This window comes from Aestuariirhabdus haliotis (assembly GCF_023509475.1).
GTDB lineage: Bacteria > Pseudomonadota > Gammaproteobacteria > Pseudomonadales > Aestuariirhabdaceae > Aestuariirhabdus > Aestuariirhabdus haliotis.
Genome location: NZ_JAKSDZ010000003.1, coordinates 95,524 through 112,914, shown reverse-complemented (window position 1 = coordinate 112,914; position 17,391 = coordinate 95,524). Strand labels below are relative to the sequence as shown.

Below are 17,391 nucleotides of genomic sequence, written 5' to 3'. Positions count from 1 at the left end.
TATTCACCCATCTCCCTATAATTTGTCTAGCTCAGCAATCACGCGTTGCTGGCGCTCAACGTCCCGTTTTGAACTGAGATTACCCCGTAAAGAAGCCAGTCGATGACTCGGCTCAACCTCGTCACGTTCGAGAAACTCCAGCACTTCCCTCGCGCCATCAGGATTGTTGCACACCAACACCATGTCGCAGCCGGCGGCTAAGGCACTGCGCGCCCTTTCGGCATAGTTACCAGCTGTACTCGCACCCTCCATGGAGAGATCATCACTAAAGATCACCCCGTCAAATTCAAGCTGGGTACGCAATACATTTTGAAGCCAGTACGGTGAAAAACCCGCCGGCAAAGCATCGACCTTTTCGTAGATTACATGGGCTGGCATAACCGCATCGAGGCCCTGTTCACACAATGCCATAAACGGCTTCAGGTCTTGCGATAATATAGCTTCAAAATCGCGTTCATCCCTGGGAACTGCCACGTGGGAATCAGCGACCACCCAGCCATGACCCGGAAAATGCTTACCAGTGCTGACCATTCCAGCGCCGTGCATCCCTCGAATCAAAGCACCAGCCAGATCAGCAACATGCTCAGGATTTGACGAAAATGCGCGATCACCAATCACGTCACTGCGCTTGAAATCCAGATCCAGCACCGGAGTAAAACTGAAATCGATACCGCAGGCCAAGAGCTCGGCTGCTAGCAGCCATCCAACATCCTCTACCAGCTGCAGCGTTGCAGGCTTGTTTCGAAGGTAATGCTGCTCAAAGCATCCCATGGCAGGGATTCTGGTAAAGCCATCCCGAAAACGTTGTACTCGTCCGCCTTCATGATCGACCGCAATCAGCAAATCAGATTGAATCGTTCGAATAGAATCTGTTAACTCGACAATTTGGGCACGACTGGAAAAATTACGAGTAAAAAGAATGACTCCACCACAGGCAGGACGCTGCAATAGTTCAGACTCTTGTTCTGTCAGGCTTGTGCCTTCAAGGTCAAGCATTAATGGTCCTGGGCAGATCAACCCTTTCTCCTTTTACAATGTTGAATTGGAAATAATAACGGACTCCCCGACACTAACACGGTCATACAGCATCACCAGATCCTGATTACGCAGGCGAATACAGCCATGGGATTTGGGAACACCCATAGGTTCTGTATCAGGTGTGCCATGTATGTAGATATATCGAGCCATCGAGTCGACATCACCAAGACGGTTTACGCCGGGTTCAGTACCGCAAAGCCATAGGATCCGGGTCAGAATCCAATCCCTGTTCGGGAAGGCTTGCGCTAATTCGGGCGAATAGATCTCACCTGTGGGCCGACGACCAACCATGACCGAGTTGAGGGGTAACCCGTCACCAATTTTTGCGCGGATATAGTGCTTTCCAAGCGGCGTTTGCTCACTGCCACGGGACTGACCAGCGCCGTTGGAGGCGCTTGAAATTGGCACAGTAAAGTCCACCATCGAGTCTGATTTATGACGTAACAGCTGCTGAGCAATAGAAATGTAGATGGCCAACAAAATCCCCTCGAGTCCAGCGCTTCAGACTACTTAAAAACAGCACCAAGTGGAACTGTAGAAGGGGTTAATGACGCATGCCTGATGCCAGAAAGGGAACCATTCGATGAAGAATACTGGCAACCGAAGGATTGTCATTGTAATCACGAGCAGAGATGGCTTGCATGGCATCGAAACCGGACATGGTAAAAGCCAGACTTCCCAGCATAAAATTGACTCGCCAATAGAGATCTGCAGGGGTAAGGCCAGGAACCGAGGCCGTCAACAAGCTCATATAACGAACAAAAACGTCAGAATAGGCGCTTCTCATGTAACGACGAAGGTGCCCTTGTGACTGAGAAAACGCCAGCCCCAGCAAGCGCATAAAAACAGAGAGATCATTTTCGGAGCGAGACTCAACTCGCAGCGCAGTCTCAACCAGTAACTTTAAGCAGGCTTCTATATCGGTAGGCTGGCCGTTGCTTTGTGTTTCCAATCGCTCGAGTTCGGCATCCAACAACTCACAAAAGGGATCGAGAAAACGAGAAAAAACTGCTTGGATAAGCGCCTTTTTGGAACCAAAGTGATAATTAACAGCGGCAAGATTAACCCCTGCCTGACTGGTTATGGTACGTAGAGAGGTTTCGGCAAATCCCTTCTCGGCAAATAGTTGCTCTGCTGCATCCAATATGCGAACTACGGTTTTGGATTGAGCCATCTTTTATTGTTCTTAATAGTTGAGTTGATGAATGTACGACCGTTTCAAACATACGTTTGCCTAGATATAAAGTCAATAATTTCACCTGCTTGGAGCGACTAAATAAGACGCTGTTCATACGCCGCGTTTGCCAACCGAGAAAAACTGTATATAATTCCAGTAGCTGTATAAAAAACCATACTTACAGGCAACCTCATGCAAAAACTAACAGCACGGCAAGCAGAAATTCTGGAATTTATTAAATCTTATATCGATGAAAAAGGTTTCCCCCCCACGCGAGCAGATATCGCCAAACAACTTGGATTTCGCTCACCCAATGCCGCCGAGGAACACCTAAAAGCATTAGCCAGAAAGGGTGCCATAGAGATCATTGCTGGTGCATCCAGAGGCATTCGCATTCCTGAATCGGAAGAGGACGGCCTTCCTATCGTGGGTCAGGTAGCCGCTGGAAGCCCTATACTGGCGATTGAGCACATAGAGGAGCACTGCCCGGTTAAATCCGAGTTTTTCAATCCCAATGCCGATTACCTGCTCCGGGTTAAAGGCGAGAGCATGCGTGATATTGGCATCCTGGATGGCGATCTGCTTGCGGTTCACAAAACCCAAAGCGTTCGTAACGGACAGGTTGTTGTGGCCAGGGTTGGTGATGAGGTTACGGTAAAACGGTTCCATAAGAGCCGCAACAAGGTCACTCTTTTCCCTGAAAACGAAGAGTTCGAACCCATCAACGTGGACTTGAGCCAAGACGACTTCGAAATTGAAGGGCTAAGTGTTGGTGTAATTCGACGCTAGAAAAGCCTGGATCGCACTTAGAATGCGGGCGGTAGCATAAGGCGTTTGGTGAGAGTTGGCACCTCTATAGAAAGAGAGGTGCCAGATTACAGAAGATATTAGTGAACGGTTCGCGGCGCTTCAACTTCGGAGGCACCTTCTGCCATGCTGCCAACCATAGCAATACCGGCATTGATCATGGCCTTGGCCACCTCAACATGACCCTCTTGCAGAAAAAGCTTGGCTTCTTCAGAGAAGTTAATGGTGACAAGAGGTTCCTCTTCGTCAGAGCGCTGCAGAACGATCTCACCGGAAGGAAGCTCGACAATTTCAAGATAGGAAGCGGGCATGACGTACTACTCTCGCGTTAGGGCCGGCTAGTCTATCACTTTCCCTAACTGACCACTACAGTAGCGCTTTAACACTCTTCAGAAGTTTCACGCATTCGTCTGATAAGCTCACCCAACAAACGGTGCCATTGTCGGCACTGATCGACATCGACCCCGCCAGAAACTGCAATAGCCCTCGTCAAGCCACCCGTGCAATAAGACACTCTTGCATTTAGCATTGAATGCAGCCAGGAGCCTGAATCAATCGAGAGCTGCTGAAGCTCATTGAGCTCTGGGCTATACAGCCCTGCTCGACGAAGTTCAAAAAGAGTTTTATCGATGTTTTCAAGTTTGGCATTGTAGCCGCACTGCCCGGCGAGCTCGGCACAAAGTGCACCATACGCAGAATCCAATCCCCTAAGAACTGCTTCAGCATAGGCATCAGAGAGAGCAGCATCTGCCCCCCTCTCTGCCCACTCCCCCAGCAACAACCAGACCTGATGCAGGGAACGGTTGGTTATGTGCGAATAATCGATCACGCTTTCTTCTTACGAGGCTTGCCCTCTTCTACCCAGGTACCGTCCTGGAATATTGCCTTCCAACCGGAGGCCTTACTATCAACTTCACTCATCACATACTGTTGCTTGGTTTTGCGACTGTAACGGATGATTGAGGGGTTGCCGTCAGGATCCTTCCTGGGAGCATCCAGCAAGAAATGGTATTTAGGGTCCAATGCAGCCTGGTGAGGCACAAGCTCGGCAACCAGGGGTGCTCGGGTCTCCCGGTTTTTGGGAAACTGGCTGGCAGCAAGAAACAACCCGGCCGCACCGTCGCGAAGGATATAGGTATCATCAACCTTCTGACAGCTCAATTCCGGCATAGGAATCGGGTCCATCTTGGGTGGAGCCGCCTCTCCGCTTTTCAGCAACTTGCGAGTATTCTTGCATTCGCTATTGGTACAACCAAAGTATTTACCAAAGCGACCACTCTTGAGCTGCATCTCTGCACCACATTTATCACAATCCAGAACTGGACCTTCATAGCCCTTTATCTTGAACTGCCCCTGCTCCACTTCATAACCGGAGCAGTCCGGGTTATTACCACAGACATGCAACTTACGAGACTCATCAATCAAGTAACTTTCCATAGCGGTGCCGCATATCTTACAGCGATGCTTGGCACGTAAGGCCTTGACCTCGGCCTCATCATCATCAAGAGCAATGGCTTCTTCACCCGGAATCAGGTTTACCGTGTTCTTGCAGCGCTCCTTGGGAGGCAAGGCATAACCCGAACAGCCCATAAATACACCTGTACTCGCCGTACGGATCTGCATGTCCCGGCCACAATCGGTGCACTTTATGTCCGTTGGTGTTGGCAAGTTGGCGCGCATACCCGCTTCGGCCTGCTCCGCATCAACAAGCTGGCCACTGAACTGCTTGTAAAAATCATTTAGTAACGATTTCCAATCAAATTCGCCGGAGGCCACCTCATCCAGCTCCTCCTCCATACGCGCAGTAAAGCCGTAATCCAGCAGGTCTGTAAACGATTCGGTTAACCTGTCGGTGACAATATCACCCATTTTTTCAGCATAAAATCGCTTTTGCTTTAGAGAGACATAGCCGCGATCCTGAATGGTAGAAATAATCGAAGCATAGGTAGAGGGTCGGCCTATGCCTTTTTTCTCCAGCTCTTTGACCAATGCAGCCTCACTAAAACGAGCGGGCGGTTTGGTGTAATGCTGTTCAGGATTAAGCTTGATCAATGACAAAGTTTCACCCTGCGTGAGTTTGGGCAAAATGACATCTTCAGCTTTTTTACCTCCGGGAGGCAAAATTCGAGTAAAACCATCAAACAGCAATACACGACCTTTAGTGCGCAATTCAAAACTTCCAGCCTCAACCACTACGCTGGTACTAAGGTAACGGGCAGGGTTCGTTTGACAGGCAACAAATTGTCGCCAGATAAGATCGTACAAACGTACTGCGTCGGATTCCATCGCCGACAGCATGCCGGAATCGGTCAATACCGATGATGGCCGTATCGCTTCGTGCGCTTCCTGAGCACCCTCTTTACTGCTATAGCTGATCGGTGCATCAGGCAGGTATTCCTTGCCGTATTGATCAACGATAAAGTCACGGCAGGCGGCAACCGCCTCTTCACTGAGATTGGTAGAATCGGTACGCATATAGGTAATATGCCCCGCTTCATAGAGTCGCTGGGCCAGCATCATGGTTTTCTTTACACTGAAACCCAGGCGTGTACTGGCAGCCTGTTGCAGGGTTGAAGTGATAAAGGGTGCATTAGGTTTGCTGGAAGTGGGCTTCTCTTCTACTTTGGCGATCCGGTAAGTAGCGCTGGAAAGCTCATCCAGGGCCTGATCGGTTTGCTCCTTACTGGTTGGACGAAACCCTTTGCCATTATGCTTGGTGACAGCCAGTTTGAGCGCATCCTTCGAAGGGCTGGAACAATCGGCATCCACTTCCCAAAACTCTTCGGGTACGAAGGCTCGAATTTCGCGCTCACGCTCCACCACTAATTTGACCGCTACAGACTGCACACGACCGGCGGAAAGGCCACGGGCAATTTTTGCCCAAAGCAGCGGCGATACCATATAACCCACTACCCGATCCAGAAAACGACGTGCCTGCTGGGCATTGACCCGATTAATGTCCAGAGACGAAGGCTCTTTAAAGGCCTCTTGAATCGCCTTTTTGGTAATTTCGTTAAAAACGACGCGGCGGTATTTGCTGTCATCGCCACCAATAGCTTCCCGTAAGTGCCAGGCAATGGCCTCTCCCTCGCGGTCCAAATCAGTCGCGAGATAGATTTTGTCAGCATCTTTGGCGAGACGGCGCAGCTCATCTACTACTTTTTCTTTGCCAGGCAAAATCTGGTAGTTCGCCTTCCACCCATTCTCAGGGTCCACGCCCATCCTTGAAATCAGCTGCTCGCGAGCCTTTTTCTGCTTATGGATCACTTTTTGTTCAGGGCTCATCTTGCGCGTAATAGCAGCAGCTTTTGCCCGCGCTTTGGCGTCAATGGGTTTTCGTGCCCCACCACTGGTGGGCAGATCCCGAATATGCCCGACGCTGGATTTAACGACAAAATCCCGACCAAGGTATTTGTTGATTGTCTTGGCTTTTGCGGGAGACTCGACGATGACTAGTGATTTACCCATAGAATCCTAACTTCATGGAGAATGTGGTATGCCACCTTACCTGATGACACAATTAAGCAAAGTTATAGTAAAGCAGCGACATATATAAGGGCAGACTAACAGCGGGTCAAGAAGAAACCGCCGTTCTACCCCTTTGTAATTAATAAGGTTTAATCCCTTACCCACTCAAAACGAGGGCAAGACTCGCCTTCCAAGGTCACTTCTGAGGTGAACATATCCAGCGGGCGAACCCATAAACCTCGCTCTCCATAAAGAGCCTGGTAGACCACCAGGGGCTCTTCCGTTTCAGAATGAAGTGCCACACCCGTGACGAGATATTCATTGCCTTTGTAATGGCGGTAAACACCCGGCTTACAACTTTTCATTAGTTTCAAATCCCAACAAAAAAGCCGGAGACAAGCTCCGGCTCTTTCTGGCGTTAAGGGTTAGACGCGTTCGAAAACGGTCGTAATACCCTGCCCCAGTCCGATACACATAGTGGATACACCCACGGTGCCACTATTCTGCTTCATAACGTTAAGCAGCGTACCTGAAATACGGGCGCCGGAGCAACCGAACGGGTGACCCAATGCAATTGCACCACCATTAAGGTTGACCTTTTCGTCCATTTTGTCGAGAACCTTGAGATCCTTGAGCACTGGAAGCGCCTGCGCAGCAAAGGCTTCGTTCAGCTCAAAGTAATCAACGTCATCGATGCTCAGACCGGCACGTTTGAGTGCTTTCTGAGTGGCAGGAACAGGACCATAACCCATGATGGCAGGATCAACCCCGGCAACAGCCATAGAGCGAATAACTGCCATCGGCTCAAGATTGAGGTCCTGAGCGCGTTGAGCAGACATAACGATCATACAGGACGCACCATCGGTGATCTGTGATGAAGTACCCGCCGTAACAGTACCGCCCTTGGGGTTGAAGACAGGCTTCAGCTGGGACAGAGACTCAACGGTGGTCTCTGGACGAATGGTTTCATCGTCCTTGAAGACGCAAAGGTTACCCTCGGCATCATGGCCTTCCATCGGGATAATTTCGTCACGGAAGCGACCCTCAAGAGTAGCTTCATGAGCACGCTGATGAGAACGCGCACCGAACTGGTCTTGAGCTTCACGAGTAATACCGTGCATTTTTCCCAGCATTTCGGCGGTCAGGCCCATCATGCCAGAAGCCTTGGCGGCATAGAGGCTCATATGGGGGTTTGGATCAACGCCGTGCATCATACCTACGTGGCCCATGTGCTCGACACCACCGATAACAAACACATCACCGTTACCGGTCATAATGGCTTGCGCTGCGGTATGCAGGGCTGACATGGAAGAGCCACACAAACGACTTACGGTTTGACCGCAAGAAGTGTGAGGAATTGGCGTCATCAGGGAGGCCATACGGGCGATGTTCCAGCCCTGTTCCAGAGTTTGGTTAACGCAACCCCAAATAACATCCTCAACTTCAGCAGGGTTGATAGCTGGATTACGCTCCAGCAGTCCCGTGATCAAGTTGGCGGACAGGTTTTCAGCACGCACATTGCGGTACATGCCACCCTTGGAGCGCCCCATGGGGGTGCGTCCAAAATCGACGATTACTACGTCTCTAGGATTTAAACTCATAGCTTGTTTCTCGCTTTTGAATCTGTGCTGTTAGTTACCAAAGAAAGACTTGCCGGCCTTGGCCATTTCGCGAAGTCCTTCGGTGGGGTGGTAAAGCGGACCCAAGTCGGCGTACTTGTCGGCCAACTCGCAGAACGCGGCAACGCCCATGGAATCGATATACTTCAACGCACCACCGCGGAATGGTGGGAAACCGATACCCATGATCAGGGCCATATCCGCATCAGCGGCAGATTCGACAATGTTATCTTCCAGGCAGCGAACTGTTTCCAGGCACAGAGGAATCATCATACGAGCGATGATATCTTCGTCACTGTAATCCTTTGGCTCAGCACAGATAGGCTTCAATAGTTCGTAGGTAGCCTCGTCGACAACCTTCTTCGGCTTACCGCGCTTGTCAGTTTCATACTTGTAGAAACCGGCATTGGTCTTCTGACCGAAACGCTTGTTCTCGAACATAACGTCGCCAACACTCTTGAAGTCACGCCCCATACGCTCAGGGAACCCTTCCGCCATAACTCCTTCAGCGTGCTGTCCGGTATCAATACCGACAACATCCATCAGGTAAGCAGGACCCATAGGCCAGCCGAAACGCTCCATAACCTTATCGACCTTCTGGAAGTCAGCGCCGTCGCGCATTAAGGCAGCAAAACCGCCGAAATATGGGAACAGTACACGGTTAACCATGAAACCAGGGCAGTCATTAACAACGACCGGAGTCTTACCCATCTTCTTGGCGTAATTAACCACGGTTGCGATGGTCTTATCGCTGGTCTTTTCGCCGCGAATAACCTCAACCAGTGGCATCATATGAACCGGGTTAAAGAAGTGCATGCCGCAGAAGTTTTCTGGACGCTTCAATCCGGTAGCCAGCTCGGTGATCGAGATGGTGGATGTGTTGGAGGTCAGGAACTTGTCTTCGCCGATGTTATCTTCACATTCGGCAAGAACGGCTTTCTTGACGTTAACGTTCTCAACAACTGCTTCAACCACAACGTCAACGGTGTTGAAGTCGCCATAGTTCAGGGTAGGAACGATAGCATTCAGGACAGAAGCCATTTTTTCCGGCTTGATGCGCTTACGACCCAACTGCTTAACCAGCAGCTTGGATGCCTCGCTCAAGCCCAGATCGATACCTTCCTGGGCGATATCTTTCATCAGGATGGGTGTGCCTTTCAAGGCTGACTGGTAAGCGATTCCGCCCCCCATAATGCCAGCACCCAATACAGCTGCGCGCTCTACCGGTGCGGATTGGGATTCGTAATGCTTGGCTTTCTTCTTCAACGCCTGGTCGTTCAGGAACAGACCAATCAAGCTCGCAGCCACATCGGTCTTAGCCAGCTTGACGAAGCCTTTGGCTTCGACTTCCAGCGCTTTGTCACGACCCATACCAGAAGCTTTCTGGATGGTTTTAACCGCTTCAACCGGTGCAGGGTAATGAGGACCCGCCTGACCAGCGATAAAGCCCTTGGCACTTTCAAACGACATCATGGCTTCCATCGGATTCAGCTGCAGCTTCTCCAACTTGACTTGACGCTTGGCTTTATAGTCCAGCTCGCCCTCGATGCACCGCTGCACCAGGTTCAGAGCCGCTTGACGCAACTGCTCAGGTTCCACTACAGCATCGACTGCACCCGCTTTGAGGGCGGCATCCGGGCGCTGTTCTTTACCGGATGCGATCCATTCTACGGCGTTATCCGCACCTACCACTCGCGGTAAACGAACTGTGCCACCGAAGCCAGGATAAATACCCAATTTAACTTCTGGCAAACCAACTTTGGCAGCGGTTGACATAACACGGTAGTCAGAAGCGAGACACATCTCAAAACCGCCACCCAGTGCGATACCGTTAATTGCTGTCACTGTGGGGAAATCAAGGTCTTCGAAACCATTGAAGATCTGATTGACTTCAAGATTACCCTTGAGCAATTCCTCTTCGGGCTGGCTGAAGTTAACCAGGAATTCGGTAATATCGGCACCAACGATAAACACGTCTTTGGCACTGGTGACAATCAACCCTTTAACAGAACTGTCTGACTGAAGAGCCGCTACAGCATCTTTCAGCTCATTAAGGGTTAACTCATTGAATTTATTAACGGATTCGCCCTGGAGGTCGAAATTTAGCTCTGCTACGCCATTTTCGACCGGTTTCACCGTGATGGCTTTACCTTCGTAAATCATCAACTGATTCTCCACACTAGAGTTAGGCAAGTTATTCTTTGTGCTGTCCGTTGGGCCGCTTGCCGGCCACCCAACCTGGTACATCAAACATTTTACCCACACAGGGTAGACAGCCCCATAGGCCTGCTATCAAGCCTTTATTGTTAGCCAAGTCAAAAACTGCACTTTCATACAAGCGTTTGAATTGAGCTGGACACCTTCTTTTAAATCGCCCTTTTTGTCAACTGTCCATTTTAGACCGGGAGTTTTAAAACAGTTCCGTGAAGCAACAACAAACAAGTACGAGCATCCAACATACTCTATTATTATCAATATGTTACAAAGACAATCTAAAACAAAATAGAGCAACAGGTATAAGCCCTGCTTATTGCCTGTTAGTCATCAGAGGAACCTTCAGCAACTCACCCATAAGCTCATGCAATCGATCAACGGCTTCCACTTCCGCGCGTTCCTGCCAGTCGATAAACACCGCCCCCGGGCCGATCATTACCGCAAAGACATCTTTTGGCAGTTGGGACAGAATCTCATTAAGAGCTGGCACCATCATCTCTTCATAAAGGCTGTCGATGCGCCACCCTGTTACAGGGCTATCCACTTCTGGCAACCGAATCAGGCGTAAGGCTTCTGCATCATCCAGTGGTGTTGGTCTTAGTCGCAAATAACGCATATAAGCGACAGCACCATGACCGCGATTCAATTCACGGTTCAATTCTTCATTTTTGTATTGGAGCTGAAACCCAAGATCACGAGCCCGGGAGCGCATTCCTGCGAGCTTCTTATCCCTGCGAGACGGCATAACCCAGGTGATGGTGCCAATCAGGTATAACAGCACTACTGCTATGATGAGGTAAGTCATGATAATGTCGCACCTTATGGATTACACTGGACAAAAGCTTGTAAACAGGAGGAAAGAATGGGTCAGTACAAACATATTCTGGTTGCGGTCGACCTGACCGAAGAGGCCGATACTGTACTTGAAAAGGCACAGGAAATCGCCCGAAATAACGATGCCAAGCTTACTTTGGTTCATGTCGTAGAGCCTCTCAGCGTAGCTTATGGTAGCGACATCCCTCTAGACCTTTCGTCCTTACAGGAGGAGATCACTGACCAGGCACGCCAGAAAATCGACAGCCTGGCCTCTACCATTGATGTCGCAAGAGGCGAACAGCATGTTGTCTATGGCAGGCCAGAGAAAGAGATTCATCGTATGGCGAATGAGTTTGACGTAGATCTGATCGTTGTTGGCAGCCATGGACGTCATGGCCTCGCCTTAATCCTCGGGTCCACCTCTACCAGCATATTGCACGGTGCCAGCTGTGACCTTCTGGCCGTAAGGGTCGGTGATTAGATAGAGGTATCGATGCGGTCTTCAGACGTTTGGCCGCATCGACCAACCTGATGTGATTACATAAATTCCCGACGCAGTTTCTGCAGCTGAGTTTCCAGCGAATAGGAAACACTGGAAGATAGCGTAAAAAAGCTCAGCAGGGCTTTAAGATTCGAGTCTTCTCCACAAGCTGAATGGATTCTTTGCCAGAACGCTTGGTTGACCAATTGCAATTCCTTGTTGTTGGCAACCAGCCCCTTGAGATCCCAATCGGGCTCTCCCCCATCTCGATGTATAAAGTATTGCTGGGTAAGGTAGATGGAAACCGAGCGTAAAATAAACTCATCCATCGTGGAGAATGGCAGGTGATGGCGGGCCATGGGCTTTAGCTTTTCCAGTACAGGGCAGTTGCTGGACGCCATTATCAACCCCATCAGCGCTCGCAACCCCTCTTCCAGGCCAACCATCTTCATATACTCCCGTTCTTCACTAACAACAGTGACTGAAGCCTTCTTCATAGAGGGGAGATCCTTAAAATCATCAACCACCTGCCGCAAATCCAACGCGACCGGACAATGGCTGTGCTTCGTCTCATCAAGCGGGCAGTTGGTGCAACGACTGTGTTTTAACTCGGTCCACTCGGGCTCAAACGTCAGATCACGCTCGCTATCTTCGGCTCGATCTATATCTATTTCGTAATGCAGCTCAAGGTTGTGCTCCAATTTGAATGTGTACTCAATCGACATAGTGATCCTCGAATCTAGCCGGCTTCACCGGACACCATTGCTTCCAGCTCAGCCCAGCGGTCTATCTTCTGCTCCAATGCAGTTTCAAGCTCGGTTAACCTTGCCAGCTTACGCTCCACTAGATCGCGCTCCTGCTGGTAAAAGTTACCATCGGCACTTTCGTTTTGCAGTTGCTCCAGCTCGGTTTCCAACAATTCAATCTCTTCAGGCAGCTGCTCCAACTCCCTCTGCAGTTTATAACTTAGTTTGACTTTGGGTTTTTGTGGAGCTGCCCCTGTGGTTTTGGGTTCTACAACGGGAGCAGACACGGATGTCTGGGTGGCAGATTCAACCGTTACAGCTTCTGGTAACAAGGACTCCAGCTTGCCTCCCTGGTGTATCCAGTCAGAAAAGCCGCCAACATACTCTCTAATCACGCCCTGCCCCTCAAAGACAACAGAGCTGCTCACTACACTATCCAGGAATGCCCGGTCGTGGCTGACTAAAAGTACCGTTCCGGGGAAATCAACCAGCAGCGCTTCAAGCAACTCCAATGATTCTACGTCCAGATCATTGGTCGGCTCATCCAGTACCAGCAGGTTAGCCGGTTTACTGAACAGTTTTGCCAGCAGCAGTCGGTTACGCTCACCACCAGAAAGCGCCTTAACCGGGGTTCGAGCCCGCCTTCCGGAGAACAGGAAGTCTCCCAGATAACTGATAATGTGGCGGTCACGACCATTAATTGTGATGGATTCGCGGCCTCCGGCCACGTTATCAACCACGCTTTTGTCCAGATCGAGCTGGGCCCTTAATTGATCAAAATAGGCAACTTCCAGCTTGGTGCCTAGCTCTACCTCGCCTTGGTCCGGTTTGAGCTGCCCCAGCAGCAACTTCAGCAGGGTACTCTTACCACAGCCGTTGGCACCAATTAAGCCAACCTTATCACCCCTGACGATGGTCAGGGACAGATCCCTGATAACTGCCTTGTTATCAAAGCCGACACTGACCTTATTGAGTTCGGCAACCAACTTTCCTGAGCGTTCGGCTCGATCCAGGGTGAATTTGGCGTCGCCCTGCCGTTCGCGTCGTTGCGCACGTTCCCGACGCATGGCTTCCAAAGCTCGCACACGACCTTCATTGCGTGTTCGACGGGCCTTGATACCCTGGCGAATCCAGGTTTCTTCCTGGGCCAACTTTTTGTCGAACTCCTCGTTATGTCGCTCTTCAACCTCCAGCTGATGAGCCTTATGAACCTGAAAACCAGCGTAATCACCTTTCCACTCAGTAGTATGGCCTCGGTCAAGTTCGATGATTCGCGTCGCCAGGTTTTGCAGAAAAGTACGGTCATGAGTAATAAAAAGAATTGCCCCCTGGAAATCCAGCAGCTGCTCTTCAAGCCACTTGATCATTAAAATATCCAGGTGGTTGGTTGGCTCATCAAGCAACAACAAATCAGGGTTAGACACCAGAGCCTGAGCCAATATCACCCGCCTGCGCCAGCCTCCGGACAAAGTCCCCATGGGTTTATCAGCCGGCAGTTCCAGCTGCTGAATAATACGCTCTATGCGCTGATTAAATTCCCAGCCATCACGGGCCTCCAGCTCCTCCTGAACTCTTTCCAGGCGAGACATTTTGCCAGGATCTTCGGCAACCTCCATGATCAGATGGTGATACTCGGCCAATAATGAGCCTACATCCGGCAACCCTGCAGCAATCACGTCAAACACCAACTTATCGTCAGCGTCGGGCAATTCCTGTGGCAGCTGGGAAATCACCAGGCCAGGGCGGCGCCAAACGCTACCACTGTCTGGGGCCAACGCCCCTTCCACAAGGCGCAGGAAGGTCGATTTGCCAGCACCATTACGGCCAATCAAGCAGGCGCGCTCGCCGCGATAGATCGAAAAGTCGACAGCATCCAGTAAGGGGGTGTCGCCATAAGCGGCACTAACACCATCAAAACGTAACAAGGGCATGAAAATTCTCAGTGATAAGCTCAGGAGGTGCGAATTCTACACCACTGCGGGTCGGTAAATCGAAGTCGACTGGAAATAACAAAAAAGTTAATGACACCAGGTTAAAAAGCCGTTAGAAAATAACTACTTATTAAGAAGTGATGCTTGGTTATTGCTGTTTAGTATATAAAAATCTAATCACTGGGCAATTTCACCCACTTTCCATAAGCAATAACAGGTACTCTTATTACATGAAGTATTCAAAAACACTGCGTAAAGGTATCTAGCATTTATGCGCCGCGCCGCCTCTGTTGCCATCCTGTTGGCTGGTTTAGTTTGCAGCCTGTCTGGTTTTGCCAATATTCCGCAAGCAACCCTGAACTACGATCAAGAGAGAGTGCTGTACGAACAGACCCTGCATGCTCTTTCAAAGGGAAAAATAGGCACCTACAAGCGTTTACGTAAACAACTGACACACTACCCGCTCTATCCCTACCTTGTGCATCGTGACCTGATGCGGCGCCTTTACACACTACCCAACAAGGATATCGCAGACTTTATCAGTCAATACCCGGACCTACCGGTGACCAAACGTTTGCAGCAGGCCTGGCTGAAAAAACTGGGGCAGAAAAGCCACTGGAGGGCCTTTGAAGACCATTATGACCCGGCCATAACCAATGACACGCTCCGGTGTTACCTGCATCGAGCACAACTGGCACGATCTGATTACCAATCGGCCTGGTCTGGGGCCAAGACGCTTTGGCTAAGCGGAAAGTCACGTCCCGATGCCTGCGACCCGCTGTTTAAGGCTTGGCACAGCAGTGGTGAACTCAGCGCCGATCTGGTTTGGCAGAGAATGGGTCTGGCCTACGAAAAACGAAATGGCACCCTTGGTAAATACCTGATTCGTTTTCTGCCCGAAGATCAAAAGGCACTAGGGCAGCTGTATCGAAGTGTGTACCGCCGTCCCGAGCAATTAGCCAACACGCTCCGTTTCTCCCCATCTGGCTCCCGTTTCACCGATATCATCTATATCGGATTGCATCGATTAGCCTACAAAGATCCGGCACAGGCACTCGATCTGTGGGTTCAATACCAGGCCCAGCGCCCCTTCGCTCCGGATAGAGAGAGCACCATTAACGATCGCATCTCTTTATATATGCTCAAACAGTTTGATAATCAGGCACTGCCCTGGATCGAGCAGGTTACCCATCAAGGAGAAAACATAAAGCTTATTGAGTGGAGAATACGCCTGGCATTGCGGGAGCAAGACTGGGCATCTGTGCTCAAGTGGATCGACCAATTACCCGAAAGCAAGCGATCGAATCTACGCTGGAAATACTGGTCTGTCCGCGCACGGGAAGCCCTGGAACCCGTACCGGCGCCAGATTACTACACTCGCCAATACCGTGAACTAGCCAATGATCGAAGCTTTTACGGCTTTGTCTCGGCCTCCCACATTGGCAGCGAATATAAGATCACCCATCATTCCGCCCGACTCTCCCCACCAGAACTGGACGCAGTTTCGGCTTTGCCTGCTATTCAGCGAGCCCACGAATTTTATCAACTTAACGACCTGACCTCAGCACGTCGAGAATGGCATTACCTGTCCTCCCGTTTATCGACCTCGGAGCTTATTGCGGCCGCTCGCATTGCCCATAAGTGGAAATGGTTCAATCAAGCTATCAGAAGCGCCATAAGTGCCCAGCAGTGGGACGATATGGAGCTGCGATTCCCGCTCGCGTACAAAGAAAAGATCTTGAAACAGAGCCAACACCAGAACATAAATAGCAGCTGGGTGTTTGCGGTTGCCCGGCAGGAAAGTGCTTTTATGCACGACGCCCGTTCCAGTGCCGGTGCTCTCGGAGTTTTGCAGCTAATGCCCAGCACAGCGCGACAAGTCGCTCGCCGAGGGAAACTCAGTTACCGCGGCAAACGCGATTTGCTCAACCCTGCCACTAACATAAAACTGGGTAGCCGTTATCTGGCTCAACTTTTAAAACAGTTTAACGGTAATCGCGTTCTCGCTACCGCCGCTTACAACGCAGGCCCTCACAGGGTTCGGCAATGGCTCAAGAATGGCTCTGAGATCCCCTTTGACATCTGGATTGAGACCATTCCTTTTGAAGAAACTCGCCAGTATGTTCAAAATGTTCTGAGTTTTAGTGTTATCTATGACGATAAGTTGGGTAACCCCACCCAACTGCTATCGATGGATGAGGTCAATCATGGCTACGGCTCAAGACAAGGCCTGAACTGAAACGCTCGGGCACTCAGCTGACCACGGTGACCTCATCACCGACTGTCAACGTCCCCGTCTCCTTATGAACCAGGTTTTGTCCGAACATAACCCCCCCTTTTTGGCGCCGATAAGTACTCAGGGTTTGTAGAGGTTCTTTGCCCTTGATGCCTGTTTGAGGATCCACCGTGGTCAGGATGCAACGACTGCAAGACTTAACAACAGAAAAGCTCAGATCACCAACCCGAATCTCCTGCCATTGATCTTCCTCAAAGGCTGTTTTCGTCGATACGACAAGGTTTGGACGAAAGCGCCTCATAGGAACCGGCTTATCCAATCTTGCGTTGAGATCATCAAGGGAAGCCTGGCCGATAAGCAACAGGGGGAAGCCATCCGCAAACGAGGTCACAACACCCGGCTGCGCATATTCTGTATCAACCTGACGACGTGTCCCAGCGGGCATATAAACCAGCCTGCATGGATTTTCCAAGACCGATTCCAACCACGCTGCTGCTTCATCACCAGCATCTTGCGCCTGGACCTGGTCCCCCCAAACAACCACTTCCAGTAGTTTCGCGCCTGCATCGGGCAATTTAACCTCCAAAGATGGCATGCCTACGCGTTGCAGCTCTATTCCCTGCTCTGTAAGAGCTACATCTATGGTGGTCAATAAAGGATGCCGCCGTCCGGTTATAAATTGACCTTCGCAATTAACTACCATCCAGCGCCGGTCATCCACAAGGCCAAATTGATCCAGATCCCACCGCGAAGGACTCAGCCCGCGTGCTGATTTGAGCGGGTAAAGATTGATCTCCGTAATTTCCATATCAGGCTTCCTGTCTAGTTTTAAAGATAAGGGCTGATGATATTAAACAA

Annotated in this window: 16 protein-coding genes; 3 read left to right on the top strand and 13 right to left on the bottom strand. The window is 50.4% G+C overall.

Going from position 1 to position 17,391, the window contains the following annotated elements; genetic code table 11:
• Positions 1-15: 15 nt before the first annotated feature.
• The 3 genes from nagZ to MIB40_RS03755 all read right to left on the bottom strand — a co-directional run bounded on the left by nagZ (position 16) and on the right by MIB40_RS03755 (position 2,212).
• A complete protein-coding gene (gene nagZ / locus MIB40_RS03765; protein WP_249690998.1) occupies positions 16-996 on the bottom strand; it encodes a beta-N-acetylhexosaminidase in 981 nt (326 codons plus the stop codon).
• 33 nt (positions 997-1,029) lie between these two features.
• Positions 1,030-1,518, bottom strand: coding sequence for a L,D-transpeptidase family protein (locus tag MIB40_RS03760; protein ID WP_264758430.1), 489 nt, complete (start codon positions 1,516-1,518; stop codon positions 1,030-1,032).
• Between the two features lie 64 nt (positions 1,519-1,582).
• Positions 1,583-2,212 (bottom strand): TetR/AcrR family transcriptional regulator, encoded by a 630-nt coding sequence (locus MIB40_RS03755; protein WP_249690996.1) that lies wholly within the window; start codon positions 2,210-2,212, stop codon positions 1,583-1,585.
• Positions 2,213-2,407: 195 nt separating this feature from the next.
• On the opposite strand from MIB40_RS03755, the gene lexA reads away from it, so the two are divergent.
• Positions 2,408-3,004 (top strand): transcriptional repressor LexA, encoded by a 597-nt coding sequence (gene lexA, locus MIB40_RS03750; RefSeq protein ID WP_249690994.1) that lies wholly within the window; start codon positions 2,408-2,410, stop codon positions 3,002-3,004.
• A gap of 98 nt (positions 3,005-3,102) precedes the next feature.
• Here lexA and MIB40_RS03745 read toward each other — a convergent pair whose 3' ends face one another.
• From MIB40_RS03745 to MIB40_RS03715, 7 genes are all read right to left on the bottom strand, one after another.
• Positions 3,103-3,333: a hypothetical protein gene (locus MIB40_RS03745; protein WP_249690992.1), complete on the bottom strand. Its 231-nt coding sequence runs from the start codon at positions 3,331-3,333 to the stop codon at positions 3,103-3,105.
• 68 nt (positions 3,334-3,401) lie between these two features.
• Entirely contained in the window at positions 3,402-3,851 is a 450-nt protein-coding gene (locus MIB40_RS03740; protein WP_249690990.1) for a DUF6586 family protein, read from the bottom strand.
• On the bottom strand, positions 3,848-6,490 hold the full coding sequence (gene topA / locus MIB40_RS03735) for a type I DNA topoisomerase (RefSeq protein WP_249690988.1): 2,643 nt from the start codon (positions 6,488-6,490) through the stop codon (positions 3,848-3,850). The genes MIB40_RS03740 and topA overlap by 4 nt, the downstream gene beginning before the upstream one ends.
• A 149-nt stretch (positions 6,491-6,639) precedes the next feature.
• Positions 6,640-6,855, bottom strand: a complete 216-nt coding sequence (locus tag MIB40_RS03730) for a DUF1653 domain-containing protein (RefSeq protein WP_249690986.1) — start codon at positions 6,853-6,855, stop codon at positions 6,640-6,642.
• A gap of 60 nt (positions 6,856-6,915) precedes the next feature.
• Positions 6,916-8,091 (bottom strand): acetyl-CoA C-acyltransferase FadA, encoded by a 1,176-nt coding sequence (gene fadA, locus MIB40_RS03725; protein WP_249690984.1) that lies wholly within the window; start codon positions 8,089-8,091, stop codon positions 6,916-6,918.
• Positions 8,092-8,121: 30 nt separating this feature from the next.
• Positions 8,122-10,272, bottom strand: coding sequence for a fatty acid oxidation complex subunit alpha FadB (fadB, locus tag MIB40_RS03720; protein ID WP_249691313.1), 2,151 nt, complete (start codon positions 10,270-10,272; stop codon positions 8,122-8,124).
• A 364-nt stretch (positions 10,273-10,636) separates the two neighbouring features.
• Positions 10,637-11,128 (bottom strand): hypothetical protein, encoded by a 492-nt coding sequence (locus tag MIB40_RS03715; RefSeq protein ID WP_249690982.1) that lies wholly within the window; start codon positions 11,126-11,128, stop codon positions 10,637-10,639.
• 57 nt (positions 11,129-11,185) lie between these two features.
• Here MIB40_RS03715 and MIB40_RS03710 point away from each other — a divergent pair, with 57 nt between their 5' ends.
• On the top strand, positions 11,186-11,620 hold the full coding sequence (locus MIB40_RS03710) for a universal stress protein (RefSeq protein ID WP_249690980.1): 435 nt from the start codon (positions 11,186-11,188) through the stop codon (positions 11,618-11,620).
• Between the two features lie 56 nt (positions 11,621-11,676).
• Here the strand turns inward: MIB40_RS03710 and MIB40_RS03705 are convergent, their stop codons facing one another.
• Positions 11,677-12,345: a DUF6901 family protein gene (locus MIB40_RS03705; RefSeq protein ID WP_249690978.1), complete on the bottom strand. Its 669-nt coding sequence runs from the start codon at positions 12,343-12,345 to the stop codon at positions 11,677-11,679.
• Between the two features lie 14 nt (positions 12,346-12,359).
• Positions 12,360-14,297 carry an ATP-binding cassette domain-containing protein gene (locus MIB40_RS03700; protein ID WP_249690976.1) on the bottom strand — a complete coding sequence of 646 codons (1,938 nt, stop codon included), beginning with the start codon at positions 14,295-14,297 and terminating at the stop codon, positions 12,360-12,362.
• A 271-nt stretch (positions 14,298-14,568) separates the two neighbouring features.
• Here MIB40_RS03700 and MIB40_RS03695 point away from each other — a divergent pair, with 271 nt between their 5' ends.
• Entirely contained in the window at positions 14,569-16,536 is a 1,968-nt protein-coding gene (locus MIB40_RS03695; protein WP_249690974.1) for a transglycosylase SLT domain-containing protein, read from the top strand.
• 13 nt (positions 16,537-16,549) lie between these two features.
• Here MIB40_RS03695 and MIB40_RS03690 read toward each other — a convergent pair whose 3' ends face one another.
• Positions 16,550-17,341, bottom strand: coding sequence for an MOSC domain-containing protein (locus tag MIB40_RS03690; RefSeq protein ID WP_249690972.1), 792 nt, complete (start codon positions 17,339-17,341; stop codon positions 16,550-16,552).
• Between the last annotated feature and the right edge of the window lie 50 nt (positions 17,342-17,391).

What these genes read in the sequence shown, in the direction of transcription:
- nagZ (WP_249690998.1), bottom strand. Translation starts at nt 996, where the DNA reads ATGCTTGACCTTGAAGGCACAAGCCTGACAGAACAAGAGTCTGAACTA.
- MIB40_RS03755 (WP_249690996.1), bottom strand. Translation starts at nt 2,212, where the DNA reads ATGGCTCAATCCAAAACCGTAGTTCGCATATTGGATGCAGCAGAGCAA.
- lexA (WP_249690994.1), top strand. Translation starts at nt 2,408, where the DNA reads ATGCAAAAACTAACAGCACGGCAAGCAGAAATTCTGGAATTTATTAAA.
- MIB40_RS03745 (WP_249690992.1), bottom strand. Translation starts at nt 3,333, where the DNA reads ATGCCCGCTTCCTATCTTGAAATTGTCGAGCTTCCTTCCGGTGAGATC.
- topA (WP_249690988.1), bottom strand. Translation starts at nt 6,490, where the DNA reads ATGGGTAAATCACTAGTCATCGTCGAGTCTCCCGCAAAAGCCAAGACA.
- MIB40_RS03730 (WP_249690986.1), bottom strand. Translation starts at nt 6,855, where the DNA reads ATGAAAAGTTGTAAGCCGGGTGTTTACCGCCATTACAAAGGCAATGAA.
- fadA (WP_249690984.1), bottom strand. Translation starts at nt 8,091, where the DNA reads ATGAGTTTAAATCCTAGAGACGTAGTAATCGTCGATTTTGGACGCACC.
- fadB (WP_249691313.1), bottom strand. Translation starts at nt 10,272, where the DNA reads ATGATTTACGAAGGTAAAGCCATCACGGTGAAACCGGTCGAAAATGGC.
- MIB40_RS03715 (WP_249690982.1), bottom strand. Translation starts at nt 11,128, where the DNA reads ATGACTTACCTCATCATAGCAGTAGTGCTGTTATACCTGATTGGCACC.
- MIB40_RS03710 (WP_249690980.1), top strand. Translation starts at nt 11,186, where the DNA reads ATGGGTCAGTACAAACATATTCTGGTTGCGGTCGACCTGACCGAAGAG.
- MIB40_RS03705 (WP_249690978.1), bottom strand. Translation starts at nt 12,345, where the DNA reads ATGTCGATTGAGTACACATTCAAATTGGAGCACAACCTTGAGCTGCAT.
- MIB40_RS03700 (WP_249690976.1), bottom strand. Translation starts at nt 14,297, where the DNA reads ATGCCCTTGTTACGTTTTGATGGTGTTAGTGCCGCTTATGGCGACACC.
- MIB40_RS03695 (WP_249690974.1), top strand. Translation starts at nt 14,569, where the DNA reads ATGCGCCGCGCCGCCTCTGTTGCCATCCTGTTGGCTGGTTTAGTTTGC.
- MIB40_RS03690 (WP_249690972.1), bottom strand. Translation starts at nt 17,341, where the DNA reads ATGGAAATTACGGAGATCAATCTTTACCCGCTCAAATCAGCACGCGGG.